The sequence below is a fragment of the uncultured Halopseudomonas sp. genome, assembly GCF_963977355.1.
GTDB lineage: Bacteria > Pseudomonadota > Gammaproteobacteria > Pseudomonadales > Pseudomonadaceae > Halopseudomonas.
Genome location: NZ_CAXBOV010000020.1, coordinates 59,507 through 81,443 on the forward strand (window position 1 = coordinate 59,507; position 21,937 = coordinate 81,443).

General features: G+C 58.0%; 18 protein-coding genes and 1 tRNA gene. 9 read left to right on the forward strand and 10 right to left on the reverse strand.

What is annotated here, in order from left to right; translation table 11 throughout:
* Positions 1–21: 21 nt before the first annotated feature.
* From AAC076_RS12270 to AAC076_RS12295, 6 genes are read right to left on the reverse strand one after another with little or no spacing between them, the layout of a single operon-like run.
* Positions 22–1,998 (reverse strand): acetyl/propionyl/methylcrotonyl-CoA carboxylase subunit alpha, encoded by a 1,977-nt coding sequence (locus AAC076_RS12270; RefSeq protein WP_339846037.1) that lies wholly within the window; start codon positions 1,996–1,998, stop codon positions 22–24.
* A gap of 37 nt (positions 1,999–2,035) precedes the next feature.
* A complete protein-coding gene (locus AAC076_RS12275; RefSeq protein WP_339846038.1) occupies positions 2,036–2,833 on the reverse strand; it encodes an enoyl-CoA hydratase-related protein in 798 nt (265 codons plus the stop codon).
* A 3-nt stretch (positions 2,834–2,836) separates the two neighbouring features.
* The gene (atuD, locus tag AAC076_RS12280; RefSeq protein WP_339846040.1) at positions 2,837–3,997 is read right to left on the reverse strand and encodes a citronellyl-CoA dehydrogenase; all 1,161 of its coding nucleotides are present in this window, start codon (positions 3,995–3,997) and stop codon (positions 2,837–2,839) included.
* 13 nt (positions 3,998–4,010) lie between these two features.
* Positions 4,011–5,627, reverse strand: coding sequence for a geranyl-CoA carboxylase subunit beta (atuC, locus tag AAC076_RS12285; RefSeq protein WP_339846042.1), 1,617 nt, complete (start codon positions 5,625–5,627; stop codon positions 4,011–4,013).
* Between the two features lie 2 nt (positions 5,628–5,629).
* Positions 5,630–6,499, reverse strand: coding sequence for an SDR family oxidoreductase (locus AAC076_RS12290; protein ID WP_339846045.1), 870 nt, complete (start codon positions 6,497–6,499; stop codon positions 5,630–5,632).
* Positions 6,499–8,316 (reverse strand): acyclic terpene utilization AtuA family protein, encoded by a 1,818-nt coding sequence (locus tag AAC076_RS12295; protein WP_339846046.1) that lies wholly within the window; start codon positions 8,314–8,316, stop codon positions 6,499–6,501. The genes AAC076_RS12290 and AAC076_RS12295 overlap by 1 nt, the downstream gene beginning before the upstream one ends.
* 133 nt (positions 8,317–8,449) lie before the next feature.
* Here AAC076_RS12295 and AAC076_RS12300 point away from each other — a divergent pair, with 133 nt between their 5' ends.
* The 3 genes from AAC076_RS12300 (at position 8,450) to AAC076_RS12310 (ending at position 10,748) form a co-directional block, all read left to right on the forward strand.
* Positions 8,450–9,100: a TetR/AcrR family transcriptional regulator gene (locus tag AAC076_RS12300; protein WP_339846048.1), complete on the forward strand. Its 651-nt coding sequence runs from the start codon at positions 8,450–8,452 to the stop codon at positions 9,098–9,100.
* 41 nt (positions 9,101–9,141) lie between these two features.
* Positions 9,142–9,936, forward strand: a complete 795-nt coding sequence (locus AAC076_RS12305; protein WP_339846050.1) for an ABC transporter substrate-binding protein — start codon at positions 9,142–9,144, stop codon at positions 9,934–9,936.
* Positions 9,937–10,076: 140 nt separating this feature from the next.
* Positions 10,077–10,748 carry an ATP-dependent zinc protease gene (locus tag AAC076_RS12310; protein ID WP_339846051.1) on the forward strand — a complete coding sequence of 224 codons (672 nt, stop codon included), beginning with the start codon at positions 10,077–10,079 and terminating at the stop codon, positions 10,746–10,748.
* 25 nt (positions 10,749–10,773) lie between these two features.
* Here the strand turns inward: AAC076_RS12310 and AAC076_RS12315 are convergent, their stop codons facing one another.
* Both AAC076_RS12315 and AAC076_RS12320 read right to left on the reverse strand, forming a co-directional pair.
* Entirely contained in the window at positions 10,774–11,304 is a 531-nt protein-coding gene (locus tag AAC076_RS12315; RefSeq protein WP_339846052.1) for a DUF2058 domain-containing protein, read from the reverse strand.
* A 50-nt stretch (positions 11,305–11,354) separates the two neighbouring features.
* Positions 11,355–11,531 carry a DUF2897 domain-containing protein gene (locus AAC076_RS12320; RefSeq protein WP_339846055.1) on the reverse strand — a complete coding sequence of 59 codons (177 nt, stop codon included), beginning with the start codon at positions 11,529–11,531 and terminating at the stop codon, positions 11,355–11,357.
* 68 nt (positions 11,532–11,599) lie between these two features.
* Between AAC076_RS12320 and AAC076_RS12325 the strand changes: the two genes are divergently transcribed.
* Positions 11,600–12,856 carry a D-serine ammonia-lyase gene (locus AAC076_RS12325; protein ID WP_339846057.1) on the forward strand — a complete coding sequence of 419 codons (1,257 nt, stop codon included), beginning with the start codon at positions 11,600–11,602 and terminating at the stop codon, positions 12,854–12,856.
* 15 nt (positions 12,857–12,871) lie between these two features.
* Here AAC076_RS12325 and AAC076_RS12330 read toward each other — a convergent pair whose 3' ends face one another.
* Positions 12,872–14,578 carry a L,D-transpeptidase family protein gene (locus AAC076_RS12330; protein WP_339846060.1) on the reverse strand — a complete coding sequence of 569 codons (1,707 nt, stop codon included), beginning with the start codon at positions 14,576–14,578 and terminating at the stop codon, positions 12,872–12,874.
* 181 nt (positions 14,579–14,759) lie between these two features.
* Here AAC076_RS12330 and AAC076_RS12335 point away from each other — a divergent pair, with 181 nt between their 5' ends.
* Positions 14,760–15,482, forward strand: coding sequence for a murein L,D-transpeptidase catalytic domain family protein (locus tag AAC076_RS12335; protein ID WP_339846063.1), 723 nt, complete (start codon positions 14,760–14,762; stop codon positions 15,480–15,482).
* 85 nt (positions 15,483–15,567) lie between these two features.
* On the opposite strand, the gene AAC076_RS12340 is transcribed toward AAC076_RS12335, so the two are convergent.
* The gene (locus AAC076_RS12340) at positions 15,568–16,233 is read right to left on the reverse strand and encodes a TetR/AcrR family transcriptional regulator (protein WP_339846064.1); all 666 of its coding nucleotides are present in this window, start codon (positions 16,231–16,233) and stop codon (positions 15,568–15,570) included.
* Between the two features lie 74 nt (positions 16,234–16,307).
* On the opposite strand from AAC076_RS12340, the gene AAC076_RS12345 reads away from it, so the two are divergent.
* The 4 genes from AAC076_RS12345 to AAC076_RS12360 form a co-directional block, all read left to right on the forward strand.
* Positions 16,308–17,414 (forward strand): efflux RND transporter periplasmic adaptor subunit, encoded by a 1,107-nt coding sequence (locus tag AAC076_RS12345; RefSeq protein WP_339846065.1) that lies wholly within the window; start codon positions 16,308–16,310, stop codon positions 17,412–17,414.
* Positions 17,411–20,440 carry an efflux RND transporter permease subunit gene (locus tag AAC076_RS12350; protein WP_339846066.1) on the forward strand — a complete coding sequence of 1,010 codons (3,030 nt, stop codon included), beginning with the start codon at positions 17,411–17,413 and terminating at the stop codon, positions 20,438–20,440. Before AAC076_RS12345 ends, AAC076_RS12350 begins: the two co-directional genes overlap by 4 nt.
* 63 nt (positions 20,441–20,503) lie before the next feature.
* Positions 20,504–20,580: transfer RNA gene (locus tag AAC076_RS12355), tRNA-Asp, on the forward strand.
* Between the two features lie 108 nt (positions 20,581–20,688).
* Positions 20,689–21,937, forward strand: a 1,249-nt coding sequence (locus tag AAC076_RS12360; RefSeq protein ID WP_339846068.1) for a tetratricopeptide repeat protein, incomplete at its 3' end; no start/stop codon positions are given.

Sequence of the window (21,937 nt, forward strand, 5' to 3'; positions counted from 1 at the left end):
AACACACTGTGGCGAGGCGGCTCAGGTCAGTTCGATCAGCAGTTGCCGGGACTTGACCTGCATGCCTTCGCTGGCCAGCAATTGACTGACCGTGCCGTCCATCTGCGCCTTGAGCGTGTGCTCCATTTTCATCGCTTCCATACGCAGCATGATCTGGCCCTTGATTACCTTGTCGCCTACCGTTGTCAGGACTTCGGTGACGGCGCCATCCATCGGCGCCAGAATGCTGTTGGACCCGGCACCAGAGGCGGCGACAGGTGGTCTGTTGGAAACATCCTCGAATTGCGTATTGCCATGCTGACTATACAGCGCCACCCGATTGCCGTTGATCAGGCAGGCGCGTTTAAAGCGTATGCCGTCAACCTCTAATGTTAGAGCAGTCGTCGTATGCTCGATCACTCGTAGGTGCAGGTTACGCTCGGCGAGAGTGATGTTCAGGCTGCCGGCAAGTCCGTCTCTGCAGGCAGACACTTGAATGGGATGGATTTCACCCGCGTTGAGCAGCAGATAACGGCTGGGAATCGGCGTGGTATTGCTCCACCCCTGCCACTCGAGTGGCACATTACAATGCTGAGCAGAGGCTCGGTATAGCATTGCCGCGGCGATCGCCAGATCCTCTTCGGCCACCGGCTGTGGCGTCAGGCTCGGGTCTGTGTTGAATTGCTCGGTGATAAAGGCAGTGTTGGTGTCTCCCGATGCAAACTGTGGATGGGCCAACAGATTGATCAGAAACCGCTGATTGGCGTTCACCCCCAGCAGTACTGACTGCTCCAGTGCATTGATCAGGCGGCTGCGTGCCTGTTCGCGGGTGGCGCCATGGGCGATGATCTTGGCCAGCATGGGGTCGTAAAAAGGCGTAATCGCCTGACCCTCGCGCAGGCCATGGTCGATGCGTACACCCTCTATATCCGCCGGCTGCCAGAGGTCGACGTGTCCTGTCTGGGGCATGAAGTCTCGGCTAGCGTCCTCGGCATACAGGCGCACCTCGATGGCGTGGCCCTGGAGGCTAATCTGCTCCTGACTCAGCGGCAGTGGCAGGCCAGAGGCTACATCCAGTTGCCAGGCCACCAGATCCAATCCGGTGACCAGCTCGGTGACGGGATGCTCCACCTGCAGACGCGTGTTCATCTCAAGAAAGTAGAACTCGCCAGCGCAGTCCAGCATGAATTCCACGGTGCCAGCGCCGCTGTAGTTGACGCTAGCAGCCGCTCTTATGGCTGCGGCGCCCATGGAGGCGCGCAGCTCGGTTGTAATGACCGGGCAGGGCGCTTCCTCGATGACCTTCTGATGACGGCGCTGCACCGAGCAGTCACGCTCACCCAGGTGCACCAGATTGCCGTGGTTGTCGCCGAAGATCTGGATCTCCACGTGTCGCGGACGGATCAGCGCCCGTTCCAGTATCAGTTCGGCGCTACCAAAGGCACTTTGCGCTTCTGCGCGGGCGCTGCGCAGTTGGTCAGGCAGCTCGGTGAGGTTCTGCACGAGGCGCATGCCACGTCCGCCTCCGCCGGCACTGGCTTTGATCATCAGCGGAAAGCCAATCTTCTTTGCCTCCCGTATCAGGGTTTTATCATCCTGAGCGCTGCCCTGATAACCGGGAATGCAGGGAACGCCGGCCTCGAGCATGGCAATCTTGGACAGACGCTTGCTACCCATGAGTCGAATGGCTTTGGTGGAAGGACCGATGAAGGTCAGGCCGGCATCCAGGCAGGCCTGGGCGAAGTCCGCGTTCTCCGACAGAAATCCGTAGCCGGGATGAATGGCTTCGGCGCCGCTTCGCTTCGCTGCGTCGATGATGGCTGGTATGTTCAGATAGGACTGCACCGCCGGCGACGGACCAATACAGAGAGCCTGATCCGCCATGTGTACATGGCGGCTGTCGGCGTCCGCATCTGAATAAACCGCCACGGTACGGTAACCCAGAGCGCTGGCGGTGCGCATGATGCGGCAGGCGATTTCACCGCGGTTAGCGATCAGCAGCGTTGTAATGCGTGGCATGGGTGCAGGTCCTCAAGGAAAGTGGCTCTAAAAAGCGTCACTGGGGAGCCCAGCCCGGTTTGCGTTTCTGAACAAACGCCAGCGTGCCCTCGGCGGCCTCCTTGCCGGTTACGGCCTCGGCAAACATCTCAGCAGCCTCATCGAGCACATCCCCAAGTGGCTGTTCATTGCTGGTCAGTAGCAATGCCTTGGTTTGCATATTTGCTCCGGGCGCGCAACGCAGAACCTGCTCGAGGCTGGACGCCAGTCTCTGTTCCAGCCGCAGTACGTCTGGCTCGCTGAAATGCACCAGACCCAGGCGCAAGGCTTCGATACCGTCAAAACGCGCCGCAGTCAGTGCCAGTCGGCGGGTATGGGTCAGGCCTATGCGCCGCACTACAAAGGGTGCGATCTGCGCCGGAATAACGCCGAGGCTGGTCTCTGGCAGGCCAAAACGGCAACTATCCAGACAGATGCCGATATCCGAGATCGATGCCAGCCCCAGGCCCCCGCCGAGTACGGCGCCCTCCAGGACGGTAATCAGTACTTGCGGCTGGGATGCGGCTTCCTCCAGCAGGCGGCCAAAACTGCGATTGATGCGGGCCTGCACAGTCTGGTCGCTGCGACGGGCCGTAGCCATGTCCTTTATGTCACCACCGGAGCAGAAATGCCCGCCAGCGCCACGTATTACTATCACGCGCAGGCTTCGGTCCTTGCCTGCAGCCGCCAGCAGGGCGCGCAATTCCTCGAGCATGATGAGGTTCATGGCGTTCCGACTGTCGGCCCGGTTCAGTGTGATATGTAGTACATCATCACTGCGCTCCAGCAGCAGCGTTGTGGCTTCTGGCAGTTTCATCGGTCAGTCCTTGCGCTTGCCGGGCAGGGTGCCCATGAGTTTGCAGATGATGCCCAGCATGATTTCGTCCGCACCGCCGCCAATCGACACCAGGCGCACATCGCGGTAGGCGCGTGCGACCGGGTTGTCCCACATGTAGCCCATGCCGCCCCAGTACTGCAGACAGGCATCGGTTACCTCGCGGCCCAGGCGCCCAGCCTTAAGCTTGGCCATCGACGCCAGCTTGGTGACGTCCTTGCCAGAGACATACAACTCGGTGGCGTTATAGACCAGTGCACGTAGGCACTCGATTTCGGTCTGCAATTCGGCCAGACGGAAATGGATGACCTGGTTGTTGATCAGGGGCTGGCCAAAGGTCTGGCGCTCGCGACAGTACTCGATAGTGTTATTCACACAGGCTTCCAGACCTTTGAGAATGTTGGCCGCACCGAACAGGCGTTCTTCCTGGAACTGCACCATCTGCATCATGAAGCCGGCACCCTCCTGACCGAGCAGGTTGCGCTGCGGTACGCGCACATCGTCGAAAAATATCTGAGCGGTTTCCGAGCTGCGCATCCCGAGCTTGTCCAGGTGTTTGCTCAGTGTTATGCCGGGGGTATTCATCGGCACCATGATCAGCGACTTGTTGCTGTGCGGTTTGCCGTCGGAGGTGTTGGCCAGCAGGCAGATGAAGTCAGCCGAAGGCGAGTTGGTGATCCACATCTTGCTGCCGTTGATTATGTAGTCATCACCCGCCTTGCGCGCGGTGGTTTTGATGCTCGCCACATCCGAGCCGCCACCGACTTCGGAAACGCCGATGCAGCCGACCATCTCGCCGGCAATGGCCGGGCGGAGGAACTCGTCACGCAGGGCATTCGAGCCGAAACGGGCCAGGGCAGGGGTACACATGTCGGTCTGTACCCCGATGGCCATGGGGATTCCACCACATTGGATGGTACCGAACTCCTCTGCGGCGACTACCGAGAAGCTGTAGTCCAGGCCCATGCCTCCGTAGGCTTCGGGCTTGGATATGCCGAGCAGACCCAAGTCGCCGGCCTTGCGGAAGATATCGTGGATCGGAAAGCCGCCGGCTTCCTCCCACGTGTCGACGTGGGGATTGATCTCCCTATCGATGAACTGGCGCACGGTACGGCGCAGTGCTTCGTGTTCCTGTGTCAGTATCATGCTGATTCTCCGATTAGAGGCGGGCTACGCCGAAGGTGTTGGGGTTCAGTGTTCGCAGCTCGGCCTCGGCGCAGATTGACAACAACAGGCCGAACAGGTGACGGGTGTCCCGCGGGTCGATCAGGCCATCATCCCAGAGGCTGGCCGTGCCATAGAGGGCTGTGGACTGGCTATCGAGTTTCTGGGCGGTCGCCTGTTCGATCATGTCGAGCATCTTCGGATCCGCGGTCTTGCCCTCGCGAAGGTGCTTGTCCTCGGTGACAATACGCAGCACCTTGCCGGCCTGGGCGCCACCCATGACGGCGGTGCGGCTATTGGGCCAGGCGAAGATAAAACGCGGATCCAGTCCGCGTCCGCACATGGCGTAATTGCCGGCGCCATAGGAGCCGCCTACCACCAGGGTGAGCTTGGGTACACGGGCGTTGGCCACCGCCTGGATCATCTTGGCCCCGTGCTTGATTACCCCCTGTCGTTCGGCCTCGGTGCCGACCATGAAGCCGGTAGTGTTGTGCAGAAACAGCAGCGGCGTGTTGCTCTGGTCGCAAAGCTGGATGAACTGCGCCGTCTTGGCCGCGCCCTGGGGCGTGATCGGGCCGTTGTTGCCGATCAGACCGCAGCGCCGCCCATAGATGCTCAGGTGGCCGCAAACTGTCTGTTGGTCAAAGGCATTCTTGAAGTCCAGAAAGCGCGAGCCGTCGGCGATACGAGCAATGATCTCGCGTACGTCGTAGGGCTTTTTCGGGTCTGCGGGCACGATCCCGAGTAGCTCTTCAACGGGGTAAAGCGGCTCTTCCCAGTCAAGCGCTGCAGTGACCGGCAGGCGGTCATTCCACGGCAAGCTGGCGACGATGTCGCGGGCCTGCCGCACGGCGTCGGCATCATCCTCTGCCAGATACTCTGCAGTGCCGGCCGTTTGCGCATGCATTTCTGCACCGCCCAATTCTTCCTCGGTAGCGATCTCGCCAGTTGCTGCCTTGAGCAGCGGTGGGCCGGCGAGGAACATTTTCGCCTTGCCTCGCACCACGACCACGTAGTCCGAGAGGCCAGGCTGGTACGCCCCGCCTGCGGTACTTGAGCCGTGCACAATAGTAATCTGGGGAATACCCGCAGCGGAAAGCCGTGCCTGGTTGGCAAAGGTCCGCGCCCCCTCGATAAAGATGTCCGCGGCATAGGCCAGGTTGGCGCCGCCGCTTTCTGCCAGGGTGATTACCGGCAGTTTGTTTTCGGCGGCGATCTGCTGCAGTCGCAGGGATTTCTTCAGACCGCTGGGCGAAATGGTGCCTCCCTTGATCGCGCTGTTGTTGGCGATGACCAGGCAGCGCACGGTACTGACATAACCAATGCCGGCGATCAGTCCGCCGCCGGCCAGGGTGCCGTCCTTGTCGTCATGCAATTTGTAGCCCGCTAGCGGGCATAGCTCTATGAAGGGTGCTCCGGCATCCAGCAGCAGGCCCAGGCGTTCGCGGGGCAGTAGCTGGCCGCGTTTTTCGAACTTGGTCTTGGCCTCTCGAGCCTTGTCCAGTACCCCACGTTCGACCGTCCGGAAGCTCTCGATTGCTGTCAGCATTGCCTCGCGGTTGACGGCAAAGTCGTCATCATTGGGGTTGAGCAAGGATTCGATGGCAACCATGGTCAGTCCTTTGTCTTCAGAATGTCGGGCGTAACCGCGCGGTGAAAGCCCTCGAAGGCGGCATTGTTCTTTGCTGGCGGCAGAGGCCAGGCGCCGCTGCCCTGACTGGCGGCGCCATCGATGCGCAGGCTGGTACCACTGATAAAGGCCGCTGCGGGGGAGAGCAGGAAAACAATCGCCGCGGATACTTCAGCCTCGGTACCGAGACGCTTGAGTGGCACGCTGTCCTTGAGACGCGGAATGATTGCCTTCATGGCGCCGTCATAGGTATCCATACCGCTGGAGGCAATCCAGCCGGGGGCCACGGCGTTGACGTTGACCCCCGCATGGGCCCACTCGAAGGCGGCGGTCTTGGTGAAGTTGTCCATGCCGGCTCGCGCCGCTCCAGAGTGCCCCATGCCCGGCATACCACCCCACATGTCGGCCAGCATATTGACGATGCGCCCACCGGTGCGGCTCATGCTCTGATTGAATACTTCGCGGGCAACCAGGAAACCACCTACCAGGTTGGTGCGTACCACGGTCTCGAACCCTTTCTGGTTGATAGCTGCCAAGGGGGAGGGGTATTGACCGCCCGCATTGTTGACCAGGCCGTGAATCGGGCCACACTCCGCTATGACGTCGGCAACCATCTCTCGTACCTTGTCCTCCTCACGGATATCACAGGCGCGCCAGATAACCTTTCCGCCGTCGGCGGTTATTTCATTTGCAATGGTCTGCAGTTTCTCTGGTTTGCGACCGACAAGTACGACGCGGGCACCCAGGGCTGCCAGTTCATGGGCGGTACAGCGCCCTATGCCGCTGCCGCCACCGGTCACGATTATGGTCTGACCGCTGAATAGATCAGGTCTGAAAATGCTTGCGTAAGTCATTAAATATTATCCAGTTGTTCGGCAAGATTAGCGGGGATGGTCACCGGCATTTGTAGGAGCTGTTGGGCAAATGCCTTGCCCTGAGGATCAATACGCAGGCTGGCGACGCCACCGCCACCAAGACTGTTTTCCAGCAAAAAATTGAGACTGTGGCTGCCGGGTAGATACCAGCGGGTGACCTGTCCCAGATCTGAATCCAGCACATGGGCCATCCACTCGGCTACCGCGGTTTCGCTCAGGCTAGCGGCGATCCAGGGCAGGAACTCTACTTGACGTGCCATGACCCCGATATTGCTGTGGTTACCCTTGTCACCCGAGCGCGCTACCGCCAGACGAATCAGTGGTACCTGCAGATCTGGGCTACCAGAGGGCGCGGGCACAGCAATTTCATGCTGGTGGGAGTGGCCGCTGCGCGGCGAAGAGGCGTCAGAAGCAGGCAGAACGACGGGCAGCACGTGACCGTCAATATTCACCCCGAGCTCGCATACAGATTTCTCGACCATAAAAGAGAACAGCCGGATCATCGGATATACAGTGGGGCGGCCGCCCACAATGCCGGTCAGCCCCGGCGCCATTCCGGTGGCCGCCTGGGCAATCTCGCGGGAGAACAGCACCAGTGCTTCCTTGCGTGCATGGCTGACCGCGATCTTGATGACCACTTCGCGGGTATCTGAACGCTTACCATGGGGCCCATAAGTCGCTTCACTGCCGAGCAGCTCTACGCTTATATCGCGATAGTCATCCCAGCCACGTTGCATGAACATCTCGCGTGTTCTGGACACAATCGCCTGGCTGACCCGCTGCGCCTTCGCAACCGCATCTATGCCGGCCATCAGGCAACTGGCGGTACATTTGAAGCCGTCTGGCCAGGTCGCACTAACCTTGTATTGACTGGTTGGAGCGTGTCCGCGGGCACCGCAGACACTGACTCGGTTCAGGGCTTGTTGCTTCAAGGTAACTGCAGAAAAATCACATATCACATCGGGCAAAAGATATTCGTAGGGGTTGCCGATCTCGTAGAGCATTTGTTCACCGACACTCAAGGGGTTTACCACGCCCCCGGTACCCGCATGTTTGGTAATCACAATGTTTCCCGCGGCATCGATCTCGGCTATCGGAAAGCCGATGTGTTCATAGTCGGGGACGCTTTCCCAGTCGGTAAAGTTGCCGCCGGTGCACTGGGCTCCGCACTCGATCAGATGGCCGGCCAGGGCTGCCTGGGCGAGAAGATCGTAGTCATCCCAGGCCCAGCCGAACTCGTACACCAACGGCGCGCTGACCAGCGCACTGTCAACTATGCGACCGGTGATTACGATGTCGGCGCCACCAGCCAGAGCTTCAACGATCCCTGGTGCACCGAGATAGGCGTTGGCTGATACACACACCGGGGGCAGCGGCGCACCGGTAAACATATCCTGCGCACCCTCCTTGGCCATTCGCGGCAGTTGCGCGCGCAGATCGTCGCCTTGCAGTACCGCGATTTTCAGGTTCACTCCGGCATGCTGGCAGGCGGCTTGCAGCATGGTTGCGCAGGCTTGAGGGTTGATACCGCCGGCATTGCTGATGACCTTGGTGCCCTGGCTGGCCAGCGTTGGCAACAGTGGCGCGAGTACCTCGACAAAGTCCGTGGCAAAGCCGGCCCCGGGGTTTTTCATCTGCGCGCCGGCCATGATCGACATGGTGATCTCGGCCAGATAATCAAACACCAGATAGTCGAGCTGGCTGTCTGGACCGGCCAGGTTGACCAGTTGGGCGGCTGCATTGCTGGTGTCGCCCCAGAAGGCGCTAGCGCAGCCGATACGGATGGTTTTATTCATATGCCTCTCCGTGTACGATTTCATCACCTTACCAAGCAAGCGCTTGGTTTGAGAAGCGTCCGCGGTCATGCTCTGAAAGGCGCACTGACGTTTGGCGTAAATGCCCTGTTTTTATCTTGGAAAAAAGGACCCTATGCCGTCTCATTCAGCATTACCCGATGCGGACATCCGTACATTAATCGATTCGGGATTGATCTCTGATCCGGCAACGCCCCGCGGCAAGCTACTGCAGGCAGCTGCCCACTTGTTCAGCACCCGAGGTTTCGATCGGACCACTGTCAGGGATCTTGCTGCCAGGGTAGGCATACAATCGGGCAGTCTTTTTCATCACTTCAAAAGCAAGGACGACATCCTGCGGGCCGTGATGGAGGAGACCATCCACTACAATCTGGCGTTGATGCGCGCTGCACTGATAGATCTGGATAATCCGCGGCAGCGATTGAAGGCATTGATTCTTTGCGAGCTTCAAGCGGTCAACGGCGTTAGCGGGGAGGCCATGTCGGTTCTGGTATACGAATGGCGTTCGCTGTCCAGGGAGGGCCAGCAACTGATATTGGGTTTGCGGCAGATTTACGAATCGATCTGGCTGGAGGTCCTTGAGGGGGGCTTCGATGCAGGTATCGTCAGGGTACAGCCAGCTATTCTGAGACGGCTGTTGACGGGCGCCTTGTCCTGGACGATTACCTGGTACAGGCCAGAGGGTAGCCTGACGCTGGACGAATTGGCCGAACAGACACTGAAAATGTTGGCTGCAGATGAGGAACACTCAACGAATAAAGAGTAAACTCATTGCACAGGCCATTAGCCATCAGGCGAAATAACAAGATGCGCTCACCATTCTATTCCTTCGGGCTCTGCTGCCTGCTTGCCATTGCGCTGGCTGGCGTTCTGGGTGTGGCCCCGGTTCAGGCAGAGCCGCGGGAAGTCAGAGTTGGCGGTTATCTCTTTCCGCCGTTCGCGGAGCAGAATGCTGACGGCGAGTGGTTCGGCCTTACCGTCGATCTGATCACGCAGCTGAATGCTGCTCAGCAGAATTATCGATTCGTCTTCCTGCCTACCTCTGCTACCCGCCGTTACCATGACTTCGATAATGAGCGTTTCGACCTGATGTTCTTCGAAAGCCCGCATTGGGGGTGGCAGGACAGGCATGTGGTCAGTTTGCTTGGCCCCCCTGTTGGCGGCGAGGTCTTCGTTGCCCAGTCTCGGCCAGGGCGTGACCAGAGCTACTTTGCAGATCGCGAAGACAAGCGCGTTGCGGTGTTCAGTGGCTATCACTACCACTTTGCCGATTACAATCCGAGCAAGCAGTATTTACGCCGGGAACACAACGCAATTATTACCTTTTCCCAGGAGAGCAGTTTACAGATGTTGCTCAGGGAACGAGTGGAACTGGCCGTTATCCCCCAGGCTTTTCTTGAGCGCTATCTGAACGAAAACCCGCAATACCGGTCTCAACTGCTGATCGCCTCCGAGCCGGACCAGTATTACCGTCATATTCTTATAAAGCGCAAACTCAGCGAACCCAAGCTGGCCTATATGACGCAACTGCTGGATCGTCTGGAAGAGGAGGGCAAAATGCAAAGATTGCTTGTCCGTTACGGTCTGCTAGGCTCGAATTAGACGTTGCACCTGCCTGCTGTTTACTACTCTTGGCTTCCAATGCAGATAAGCTAGAATATCGCGCGTCATAACTCGTAATCCTGGTTGCCAGGACAAGCCACGCTTTTACTATTCTTACCGTTCCGTTCAAAGGACTCCCAATGCTGTCAGTATTCAAACATTCCTTTCTTGCTGCGTTGCTTGTTGCCTGTGTGCCTTTTTCCGGCCAGGTGCTGGCTGGCGGATCATCTGGCGATCAGAAGCAACCCCGTGTTACCAAGGTCAATTCCAAGGTAGTGGTAGGCTGGATTGAAAAGGGACTGATCCTGCCGGAGCATACAACGGTCAAGATAAAGGTTGATTCCGGCGCGCTCACCTCTTCAATGCACGCAGTCAATATCGACTTTTTCGAGCATAAGGGTAAGTCCTGGGTACGCTATGACGTGCCCGTCAAAGATGCTGATACCGGGAAGCGGGTGACGATGAAGTTCGAGCGACCTGTATACCGGCGCATCCTGGTGCGTGGCGCTGGTGGTGAGGATCGTCGTCCGGTGGTCAAGATGAGCATGTGCATTGGTGGCCAGATCTACGAGGAGCAGTTTTCCTTGCGTGACCGCGGTGACATGACTTATCCGGTTTTGATTGGCCGTCGCACCATTGAGCACATAGGCCTGATCGATGTATCGCGGACTTTCATGGTCAAGCTCGACTGCCCGTCTACGGCCGAAGATGACGAGCGTGACAAGCAGAAGCGTATGCGCGATGACGAATCGATGGTAGACGATACTGAAGTGGGTAGTCCCGAGCAGGTCGAGGAAGAGTACGAAGAGTAAGCTTCCTCGCTGCTACCTGATGTGGCTACCACATCAGGTCGTCGGGCACCTGGAAGGCAGCGTAGGGATCATCCTCTTTGGGTTCCTGGCTTTCCACCCTGGCAATGTGCACCGGCCACTGCGGTGCGCGTTCGCTGACCTTGGCCGCAATATCCAACGGTATCAGTTCAAAGGTCCCGGATAGACGCACAACGCCCAACTGACCGCGGCTGAGCTTGCCGAATTGTTCTTCAGTCACATAGATCTTCTTGATCTTGTTCTTGTTGGCGAACTGGTAAGGCGTTTCGCCATTGGTACGGTCCAGCTTGTTCTGATCAATCAGTTGGCGGGCTTGCGCCTCGCCTTCCTTGCGGGCGGCCTCCACCTTGCGCTGCTGATTCAGCTGACGGTCACGTTCGGTTTTTTCCATGCGGGCCTTTTCAACTGCCGCGGCTGCGTTCTGGGCTTTCTCGGGTTCTGTTTTGGCCGATTTCTTCTTGGCGCGTTGGGCCTGCTTGAGCTTTTTCTCGTCGACCAGTCCGGACTTGAGCAGTTGGGCTTGCAGTGAATTGACCATGCTTGGGACTACCTATAAATCGGGCGGAAATTGAGCGGGATATTTTAGCCTTATTCGCTGTCTTTTTCCTGTCTTTCCTTCTCTTCAAGTTCGGCCTGGCGGGCCTTGATGAGGCGCATTTTTTCTTCGCTGATGGGCATTCTGTAAGCAGTTATGTACACTTTGTATAGTGTGCCGAGCACAGTAAGCACGGCTAAAGCTATGAAAATCCAGCCTACAATTGGCATTAGAGATGTCCTTCACGGAGGATGGGCGTTGTATCCATCATGCGGAACGCATCAACACAAGGCAACCTATGCTTGCAACTGAGCTGGTTACTGATCTTCAGTCCCTGCTGCCTATGCTCTGGCTTAACCCGGGCTTGCGAACGCTGGATGATCCCTTTGACCCGCAGTTGGTCGATCAGGCTCAACAGCGAATGCGACGGGCAGGGGCTTTGCTTGCGCGGGTGATACCCGAGCTGGAGGGGACCGAGGGTCTGATTGAATCACCACTATTGGATGCGGCGGCGTTGCGCGATGCTCTAGGGGGGCAGTCCACCTGGCTGTTCAAGGCCGACAATCGCCTGCCCCTGGCCGGCTCCGTGAAGGCGCGTGGTGGCGTACACGAAGTTCTGGAATTTGCCGAAGCCACAGCACTTGCGCACGGTTGGAGTGGTGAGGACTTTGCCGAGTTGGCGTCGCCGCGGTGGCGCGAAACCTTTGCGGCCCATCGATTAGTGGTCGGTAGTACCGGGAATCTGGCAATCAGCATTGGACTGATGTCCCGAGCGTTGGGTTTCCAGGCCCAGGTGCATATGTCCCGTGAGGCGAGTGAATGGAAAAAGTCCTTACTGCGTGATCAGGGTGTGGAGGTCATCGAGCATGATGGCGACTATGCGGCTGCAGTCGCGGCGGGTAGATCCAGCGCGCAAACGGATCCGCAGGCACATTTTGTCGATGATGAGCGCTCGGTGTCGCTGTTCTGTGGTTACGCAACGGCAGCGCAGGAGCTTGCCAGACAACTGCAGGAGGCGAGTATTGAAGTGTCCCGGGAGCGACCCTTGATGGTGTATCTGCCATGTGGTGTGGGCGGCGCGCCGGGCGGGATCACTTACGGGCTCAAACAGACATTTGGCGATGCGGTGCATTGCTGGTTTGCCGAGCCGCTGGCCTCGCCCAGCGTGCTGCTGCAGATGGCGGCGGGCGCTGACCAGAGAATCTCGGTTTACGATCTTGGGCTGGATAACAAGACCTTTGCCGATGGTCTGGCGGTAGGGCAAGCGTCAATGATTGCTGCGGCCTGCATGCAGGACCGGCTTTCAGGTGTATTTACTGTTGGCGATTCAGCCCTGATTTATTACCTGAGGGCTGCCTGGGAGATGCTCGGAGAAAAAATCGAGCCCTCGGCTGCCGCCAGCTTTGCCGGCCCCGGCTGGCTTACAGGCTCAGCCGCTGGCGCTGAATGGTGCGTTCGTCATCGGGTTGATCCGGGTGCTGCGACGCATCTGCTATGGAGTACGGGGGGGAATCTGGTGCCCCAGGAACAATTCCAGGTGTGGCTCGATAGCTGACCAACAAGCGTTACGCTAGCGGTTGGCGAAAGCATCCATTAGCGCGTGGTCCTTGCCGTAGGGGTCCTGGGTCAGAAGCAGCCGACCCTTGTCGTCTGCTTCGGCCGTCCAATAACCCAGCACCACCTGGGGTCCATTGCCGATCGCTACCTGGTGGGTCAGACCACTGGCCCGCTGGCGTTCGATCTGTGCGCGCTTGCTGTCGCTCAGACGGCTGAACATGCTGCTTGCCAGAATATCGACCCCTTCTACTCGAACACATCCGGAACTCAGGTTGCGCTGTACGCGGGAAAAGAGCCGTCGGTTTGGCGTGTCATGCAGATAGATGGCATGGGGGTTGTCAAAGCGAAACACGACCTGGCCCAAGGGATTATCGGGGCCTGGGGGCTGGCGTAGCATCAGTCCCCGTGGGTCGTGCCAATCGATGCTATGCGGGTCCAGGAGGTTGCCCTGGTAGTCGATAACGATCAGATTCTTGCGCTCTAGATACCCAAGGTCCTTGCGTATTTCGGGAATCATGTCCTCCCGGCGAATAGTCGGAGGAACCGTCCAGTTGGGGTTCAGCGTAATGCGATCCAGGCGCGAGACGATGGAGGGGGTATCACGGCCGGGCCGTCCGGTGATGACGTTGGTCTGCCATATAACCTCGCCCTGCCGGTAGTGGCGCAACAGGTTGCGTGCGCTATTGACCAGCAGTACATCATCCTCAAGCAGGGAGTTGATCCACCTCAGGCGCTCCAGATTGATTCTGGCAATATCCAGGCGCTCCCGGGTTGTCATGTTCAGCGCTGCGAGGCTGTTGGGACCGAGTACGCCGTCTGCCTTGAGTCCATGATCCGACTGAAAATGTTTGAGTGCTTGCTCCAGTCTTGTATCGAGCATCTGCGCGGCTTCGGCTTGCTGCACCTGAGTACCTGGGTCGGCAGCTGGGTCAGTGGTGGAGAAAGGCGGCGCGTCGATCGAAGCTAGCTCGCTAAGGTACCCTGCTGATTCCAGACGCTTGGTCAGCAGAGGCAAGCGTGGGTCGTGGCCGCCGGGTCTGACCAGGTCACCGGCGGTGATGTGAGCATATTCCGGATTTTCGTCACGCAGTCGGATGTAGGCGTTACGTAGATCGACATAGAGATCGAGTTTTGGGCGGGCCTGATCGAACGCAGCGTGGACATCAACCAGGCCAGCGCGGGTCCATTGCATAATGAGTGGTTCGGCGGACCTTGTCTCCGCCCGTTGCCACATGGGCTCATACGCCTGTTGTTCGAACCGTCCTGTACCCAGGTGCTCAAGAGCCAGCAGAAATTCACTACTGAGGCGCAGTTCGGCGCAGGTATCCAGGGCGCCTGTGACTTGCCGATGGAAAGGGTAATCTTCAACTACCAGACCATCATCGGCGAGCTTTTCCAGCTCTTCATGTAATGCATCAAGCCGACTCTGGCTGTCCCACATTGGAGCGAAATCGCTGTGTTGGTAAAGCTGGGCGAGCCCCGTTGTTATGTCAGCAGTACGTAGATGGGCAAGGTGAGGGCAGGCTTCTGACAGTGTCAGTGCCGGCGCGCGCGCGCTCTGCTCATCGTCCATGGGTGGAGGAGTTGGGGCTGGTTCGCCGGTTTGTTCATTACTGATGTGGCCACTCAATAATCGAGATATGTCACTCTGACTGGCAGCCACAGCCGATACAGTCGTACCCATTGAGGCGACGAACAGTACTGTACAAATCTTGAGCAAAAGGTACCCTCCCAACAGGCGACCGCTAACAGGTCATGAGAAAATGGCCTCGTGGCTATTACTCACAATTGCCGATAGTGTTTATTTTTACAGAGTAACAGACCATCTGCAGGGTCTATCGTTCTGTTTTTTTTGAATTTTTAACGCCCCGTCTTCCAAACGGGTCGAGGGGGATCATCCGATGCTGACCAGATTGCGCCGCGCTGGCGCCATGGTAATCATATGCCTTTCTGCAAGCGCAGGTTCGGCCCACGCGGTGACCGGCTCGGCCTCTGTTGGAATGCCGCTTGCCGCCCAGTTGGCAAGTGTCGCGCCCGACCTTGATACTGCAGTGCTCAAGAAAGCCGTCTCCGCCATGGAATGTGCCGTAGCCAGCGGTGCCGATCCCGCGGCTCGCCTCGCGGTAATCGATTTTTCCAAGCCCTCTGCCGAGCAGCGATTGTGGATATTTGATTTGCAGCGCAAGAGCTTGCTGCTGCAGGACCTGGTTGCCCACGGTTCTGGCTCGGGTGACAACTATGCTGCCGCTTTTTCTAATATCGAGGGCAGCCACCAGTCAAGCATTGGCCTGTTTCGTACCTCGGAAAGCTACACCGGACGACACGGTTACTCCCTGCGCATGGACGGCCTGGAAGCAGGCATTAACGATCTGGCGCGTCAGCGGGCCATCGTTATACATCCTGCCGATTATGTGGATCCTGCCTGGGTAGAGCGATATGGCCGGATTGGACGTAGCCAGGGTTGTCCCGCAGTGCGTCCGGAGGTCTCGAAGATGGTGGTCGATAATCTCAAGGGTGGCCAGTTCATGTTCTCCTACTATCCTGACGAGCATTGGTTGGCGACTTCGGAGTTCCTCAATTGCCCGCAGCGCGGCAAGTCCTTGCTGGCTGCCAGAGCCGAGTAATTATCCGAAAGTCGCTTTTCACCCAGGCGGCGACGTATCGGAAAACCAGCCCTGACAAGACGCAGTCTGACGTTGACTGAAGCGCTCAGGGACGCATGGACTGGTTGAGCATCTGCAGTGTGTAATTGACCTGTGTTTCAAGTTCGGGTCGGTTGGGTTCCATTTCGGCGGATTTGCTGCTCTGCATGATCACACCGTGCAATGCGCCACGCAAAAAATAGGCTGTCATAAGCGGGTCAGCGACACGCTCGCGGCTCAGGCTACCGTCGGCCACACCCTTGTTAAGGGCACCAATCATTATATTCATCGCTTCGACGCCGCAGGCCTGCAGCGCCTTGCTCTGCTCATCCTCCTCGGCCAGGTGCTCAAAGGTGCTGGCCTTGGTGAGTACGTCGAAGTAATCGGGCTCTTCCACACTGAAGAGGTAGTAAGCCCGGCCAATATGGCCGATCTGCTCGGCACCCAGATCGGATTGCTCTACCGCCGCTTCGAAGCGATCGCGCAGCGCTCTTCCAGCACGTAGCATCAGGCCTCGCATGATTGCGGCCTTGTCCTTGAAGTACACATAAAGCAGGGCGCGACTCAATTGAGCTGTTCGTGCGATTTCGTCCATAGAGCTTTTTTCAAATCCCTTGGCAAAGAATACCAGCTCGGCCGCGTCCAGAATGCTGTCGCGGCGGTCCTGCTTTTCTCTCTCTCTACGTTGGTCGAGGCTCATGATTTCCCACTGTGCGTTGGTTACAAGTGACATTGTGCGAGTGCGTTGACAAACTGTCAATAAATGACATTATGTTGAAAACGTCCTGCATAAAAACGGAGCCGACTGTGGCCACACACCTGGAATTATCGCCTTTTCTGCCGCGCTTAGTAGTGGTCGCCTTAATGGTTTTGCTGGCTGGTTGTAGCGAAGATGGCACCGTCGAAGCATCCTCCGGGTTAGAGCGAGCCGTCGCCGTCAGGGCTGCGCCTGTGACCATGACTGTCGATGCAGAACCACTGCGTTTTGCGGGGGTTGTCCGAGCTGGACAGCGGGCACAACTGACCTTTCAGGTTGGTGGGATCTTACGCACTCGCACTGTGGAAATTGGCCAGGCGGTAGAGCAGGGCGAGGTGTTGGCCACGCTCTACAATCCGGAGCTGGAGCCTGCAAGGAATGCCTCCCGGGCCAGGCTTCAGGAGCTCCAGGCACAGGCAGAGCAAGCGCGGCGTGAAGCGCAAAGAAGTGATCAGTTGTTCGAGCGGGGCGTTATTTCAGCTCAGCAGCGTGAGCAGCAGCAAGCGCGTTTGGATGCTTTCGAAGCAAGCGTCAGCAGCGCCCGGGCATCCCTTCTTCAGACACAACAATTGCAGGGCGAAAGCCAGCTACGGGCGCCCTTTGCCGGGCGTGTGGAGGCGCTCCTGGTAGAGCCCGGCGAATTTATTGCACCCGGACAGCCAGTGATGCGATTGGCAGCGGCTGGAGACCTTGAGGTGGAAGTACTGATTCCGGGGCATATGCTGGAGGGCCTCAGCGTGGGTCAGCAGGTTTCGGTGTGGCATGGCCTGGCGGATACGCCTGTTCAAGGACGTGTAAGCGAAATAGGGCAGGGTTCGTCACAGGGCAGCGCGCTTTACCCATTGGTAGTGTCGCTTGAGCAAGCAGGCGCACGTACTGGTGACGGGGTTGAGGTCGGGATCGGCCAGCCATCAGGCGGCGCGTTGAATGTACCCCTGGCGGCAATCATGCGCTGGTCGGGCGTTACCGGTAGCGCCGACAGGCAGATGGTCTATCGCGTTACCGACCAGAGAGCCGAGCGGGTGGCGGTTGATGTTGAGGCCCTGCGTGGTGAGTCGGCGGTGTTGCGCGGCGACTCGCTTAAAGAGGGCGATATGGTGATCTACGCTGGTCTCACACGCCTCTCTGACGGCGACACTGTCGAGTTGCTACCATGAATCCGGCGACCTGGGCGCGTCCGCGACTGATTGGCCTGGTGGTGGTCATGCTTTGCCTGTTGGGAGTGGCTTCCTATCTGACCATGGCGCGACAGGAGGACCCCAGTTTTCCCTATCGCGCTGGGTTGATCACGGTGGTTTATCCCGGTGCCATGGCCGAGACAGTCGAGCGCCTGGTACTCGAGCCTCTTTCCGACGAGCTGACCCAGGTCGAGGAAATCGAGTATTTCAACGCGACTGCACGCACGGGCGTGGCGCTCGTCAATATCAGCTTTGATGACTCCATTTACGACACTGATGCTGGCTGGGACCGGGTTCGGCAGGCAATCACCCGGGCTGAACTCGAATTTCCGGAGGGTGTCGCAAGGATCGAACTGGATGATCGGCTGATCGATATTCCAGCGATCGTGCTCTCGGTACGCGGTAGCCCTTCGCTAGTCGAATTGACCGACGCAGCCGAGCGGCTCAAAAGCAATCTGACTGACCTGCAGGGTTTGGCGCGGATTGAACTTGAAGGGAGCGTTGATGAACAGATAACCATTGCCCTGCGCGATGCGCAGATGGCACGCCTGGGTATTTCTGCCGGCTATCTCGGAAATATCCTGGCCGAACGCAATCAGGTTATTCCCGGTGGCTTTGTTATAGCTGATGGCAAGCGGCTAGGGCTGTTGCCCAACAGTGAGTTCATTAGCATCGAGTCATTGCGTGGCACCCAGATTCCGTTACCCCAGGGCGGTAGTGTGCCCCTTGAGACCCTTGCCGATATCTGGCGTGGACCGCTGGAACCGGCCCAGCCCAAGGCCTGGTTTGACGGAGAACAGGCTGTGCTGGTGTCGCTGACGGCAGTCCGCGGACAGGAGGATGCGATCCGCTTCGGGGAGAGGGTTCGGGAGCGTCTGGCGACCCTCAGGCCCGACTTTGCACCCCTGCTGATCGATGAAATGTTCTTTCAGCCTGATCAGGTGAAAGAGCGTCTGGATGGGCTGGAACTGAATCTGCTGGGCAGCGTGCTGATCATTGTGCTGGTGGTATTTATTGGTATGGGCTGGCGCATGGGGTTGCTGGTGGCGGCGATGCTGCCGATGGTGGCATCGATCAGTCTGGGTATCTATGACCTGGCTGGTGGCATCCTGCATCAGATCGCAGTCATCGGTATGGTTATCTCCCTGGGTATTCTGATCGACAATGCGATCGTCATGGTGGAGAACATTCAGGATCGCTTGAATCGGGGTGAGTCTCGGGAGCAGGCGGTTTACGGTGGTATCCGCGAGCTGGCCGGGCCACTTGGTGCATCCACGGCCACTACGCTGGCGGCCTTCACGCCGTTGTTGCTGGCCAAGGGCGGAGCGGCGGACTTTACCCGTGGTATTCCGGTCATGATCATGCTCACGCTGAGTGTCAGTTATCTGCTTGCGGTGGGTGTTGCGCCGTTGCTGGCCGGTCGCTTTCTCAAACCGGCGGTCCGGCGGAGTAGTCCGGGTATGACGCGATTTAGCCAGGCATTGGGCCGGGCCAGTACAGCGGCGCCGTGGTGGGTGATAGGCCTTGGACTGCTGAGTGTTGGAGCGAGTATTTCGCTGGCGCCGATGGTCAAGCAGCAGTTCTTTCCCAATGCTGACCGACCTGTGGTTGTGGTCGAGCTTTATATGCCTGAGGGCACCGACCAAAAGCGTACTGAATCCGTATCGGCGGACCTGGAACGAGCCCTGCGTGGTCAGGCGAATGTCGAGGGGGTCCATCGTTTCGTGGGCTCCTCCGGCCCGAGCTTCTACTACAATCTCTTGCGCTCGCCCCAGGCCCCAAATCGAGCCAGGCTGGTGGTTGATGCCAGCGATCTGGCCGCCACCAGCGGCATTATCCACTGGGTGCGTGATCATGTGGCGGCCGAGTATCCTCAACTTGAGGTGGTTGCCAGCACTTTGGGCCAAGGTCCGCCGCGCGCAGCCCCGGTGGAGATGAGGCTTTACCACCCCGATGATGCAGTGCGTAATGCGGCTGCGGAGCAGATATTTGCGATTGTCCGTGCCACACCGGGTGCGGTTGATGTGCGCCATGACATTGATCTGGGCGTGCCCGTGTTGCGGGTCGATGTGGATGATGCTCTGGCACAACGTTATGGTTTGAGCCGCGCTGCGGTAGCACGCGCACTGAACACGACCAGCCTGGGGCTGACCGTGGAGCAGTATCGCCAGGAGCGTGACCCCATTGCGCTGGTTGTACGTTCACCCGAGGGTACGGCGCAATCGCTGGAGCGTCTCAAGTCGGTCACCGTATTCAATTTAAACGGTGAGGGCATACCTCTAACTGCCCTGGCGCGTATCGAGCCCCAATGGCAGCCAGCTGGTATCTATCAGCGTGACGGTGTTCGGGTGCAGAGAGTGACAGCCGGTCTGGAAGAGGGATACAGCTTCAGCCAGGTACTGGACAACCTCAACCGCGAATTGGCTGACAATCCATTGCCAGCTGGCGTACGTATGGAGCTTGGCGGTGACAAGGAGGGTTCTGGTGATGCCAACAGCGCCATCTTCACGAGCGCACCGATTGGCATGTTGTTACTGCTGTTTTTTTTGCTGCTGCAGTTCAACTCGTTCCGCCGCGTTGGCATCATTTTGCTAACGGTCCCGCTGGCGGGAGTCGGTGTTCTTCCAGGCTTGGTGTTATCCGACGCGCCATTCGGCTTTCAGTCCCTGCTGGGCATCATTGCTCTGGTTGGTATCGTGGTAAACAACGCCATTGTGCTGGTTGACGTGGTTGACCAGCGTTTGGCCGCAGGTGCAGATATTGTTGAGGCCGTTGCTGATGCTGTGGCCAGGCGAACCCGGCCTATTCTGCTGACCACCGCCACAACCATTGCTGGACTGCTTCCACTGGCCTTTTCCCAGTCAACACTCTGGCCGCCCATGGCCTGGGCGATAATCTCGGGATTGCTTGCGTCCACAGTGCTTACCCTGTTGGTGGTGCCGGCCGTTTGCAGGTTGACCTTGGGGCGACAGAGTGGATCTTCGAAAGCAACTGTAAGTGCTTGACTAGCCTGGCCGAATGTTTACAATGCGCGCCTGCCTGTTGGGACCTGTCCCGAAGGCAGATGCGCAGTGGTAGTTCAGTTGGTTAGAATACCGGCCTGTCACGCCGGGGGTCGCGGGTTCGAGTCCCGTCCACTGCGCCAATTTCAAAAGCCCTCGAACAGAAATGTTCGGGGGCTTTTTTGTCATGCCCGAAATTTGCCTGCAAAACAGATTGACCGTCTGTAACAAATTTGATACTAAATATCTAATTGCTTCATTATCTCACGATTTTTTATTCTTCGGCTGCGAATTCAGGCGTTGCTGGGGAGGCAGGAGGCCGTTCTGAGATGAACAAATATATTTGTCCGCTGTTGTTATTCTTCTGCTTTTATTGCCCCTTGACGATTGCTTCTGACGCTGATGTTGAAACATTGACTCGTCTGAATGCCTCCGGAGATGCGGCTAGCGCCTACCAACTTGCTACCAGCATGCTGCCGACTTGGGGTGGAGATCCAGCTTTTGACCGGCAGTATGCTGTTGCGGCCCTCGAAAGCGGTCGTGCCAGCGAGGCGATTTTTGCCCTTGAGCGCCTGCTTATGCTTGACCCGCAGGACAACAGTGCTCAGCTGGAGATCGATAGAGCTTACGCGATGCTGGGACGGGAGCCGCTGTCAACGGGCATGGACCCGCTGGCGTCTTCCCGCGTATCTACTCCCGTGACGGCGATGTTCAGTGGCTCTCTGAGACTCGGCGCCGGTTATGGCACGAACGTCGACGCTAGGCCTGATACCGATGAAATGACAACGCCCAGTGGCCCGGTTGTGGTTGCGGATTTGAAGCCCCGTGATGATGGTTTTGGATCGCTCGAATTGACTGGACGCTATCGTTTCCCCTTGAGTTCCACATGGAGCGGTTTTGTCGAGGGAGGCATGGCCTCCCGTTTTTACAGTGACGCCGATGATCTCGACAGCCTGTCGATGCTTTTGCGTACCGGCGTCCAGCTTCAGCAGGACCGCACACGATTGCAAGTAAGTCTCCTGGGGCAACAATATCGCCGGGATGATACTCGCCTGCTTGATCGCTTTGGTCTATCAGCAGACTACTTGTATGACCTGAATGATGAGCTTTCAGTAGGCTTTTTTACTAGTGTTAGACGTCAGGATTACGTCATTTCCAGTATCGACAGCAATGTGTTGATGGTTGGGCTAAGGGGTAATTTAAGAGTGAAACACCAACTTGATCCGCTGTTTTATGCGGGGCTGTATCGTGGCTGGGAAGAGCCGCAGCAAGACAACCCGGTAACGGCTGGGCGAACTGAGCGGGATCTGTTCGGGGGCTATACAGGGGTGCGGTTGGTGTTATCAGAAAGTCTTTGGGCAAACATGGAAGGTGCCGTGGTTAGTAGCCGCTACGAGGGGCCTTTCCAGCTTGTAGTGCCTGCCACCCTCAATCCGCGGCGAGATGATTGTCAATGGCCATTAATTTTGACCCACTTTTGGCCAATAAAATTGACCCACT